1 protein-coding gene and 1 pseudogene are annotated in these 744 nt (G+C 70.7%); both read left to right on the forward strand.

Translation table 11 applies throughout. The annotated features are described in order from the left end of the window. On the forward strand, positions 1-532 hold a 532-nt coding region (locus EOA29_RS38730), incomplete at its 5' end, for an anti-sigma factor (RefSeq protein WP_127222534.1). Then, positions 522-744, forward strand: a pseudogene (locus EOA29_RS38735) (peptidase S8); the annotation flags it as partial. The gene EOA29_RS38730 and the pseudogene EOA29_RS38735, both read left to right, overlap by 11 nt.

A 744-nucleotide genomic window follows, 5' to 3' on the forward strand; every position in this document is an offset into this window, starting at 1 on the left:
CCTTGGCGAGGCGGAGGCCGAGTTCTCCGGCACCGCCGCCGCCAACGAGGCGATCCGCCCGCCGGCCGATGCGCTCTCCCGCTTCGCCAGGGCGCTCGACGCCGAGGCCGGACCGGCGCGCGCGCCGGCCGGCCAATCGTGGCTCGCCAAGGCCTTCGGCCGGCTGACGGCGATGCCGGCCGGCGTCGCCTGGGCGGCGGCCGCGGCGTTGCTTGCGCTGGTCGTCGTGCAGTCCTTTGAGCGGCCCGGCGGCAAGGGCAGCGATTTCGAGATCGCCGGCGCTGAGGACGATCTCGCGAAGCTGCCTTTCGCCCTGGTCAAGTTCAAGCCGGACGCCAAGATGTCGGACATCGCCGCCTTCCTCAGCCAGAACGGGCTGAAGATCGCCGGCGGGCCGACCGCCGACGGCGTCTTCCACGTGACCATCCCGGCGGGCAATGCGGCCGACTACGGCAAGCTTATCGGCCTTATTGCCGCCCAGCCTTTCGCGGAGGCTGTGGTTCAGGGAAGGAAACCGGTCGATGGCGGCTAAGGCGGTCGTTCTTCATGCGGCACTCCTCGCGGCGGCATGTGTCGCCGCGCCTTCGTTCGCGCAGACCAACGACCCGAACCTTTCGCAGAAGCAGGTCGACTGCCTCAACCGCACGACGGCCGCGGGCGCCGGATGCGATCAGGATGGAGGCGGTGCCAAGAACGGCGGCGACAAGTCAGGCACGGGCTCCGCTGCCGTGTTCCTGCCGGCGC

The organism is Mesorhizobium sp. M1E.F.Ca.ET.063.01.1.1 (assembly GCF_003998155.1).
Lineage (GTDB): Bacteria > Pseudomonadota > Alphaproteobacteria > Rhizobiales > Rhizobiaceae > Mesorhizobium.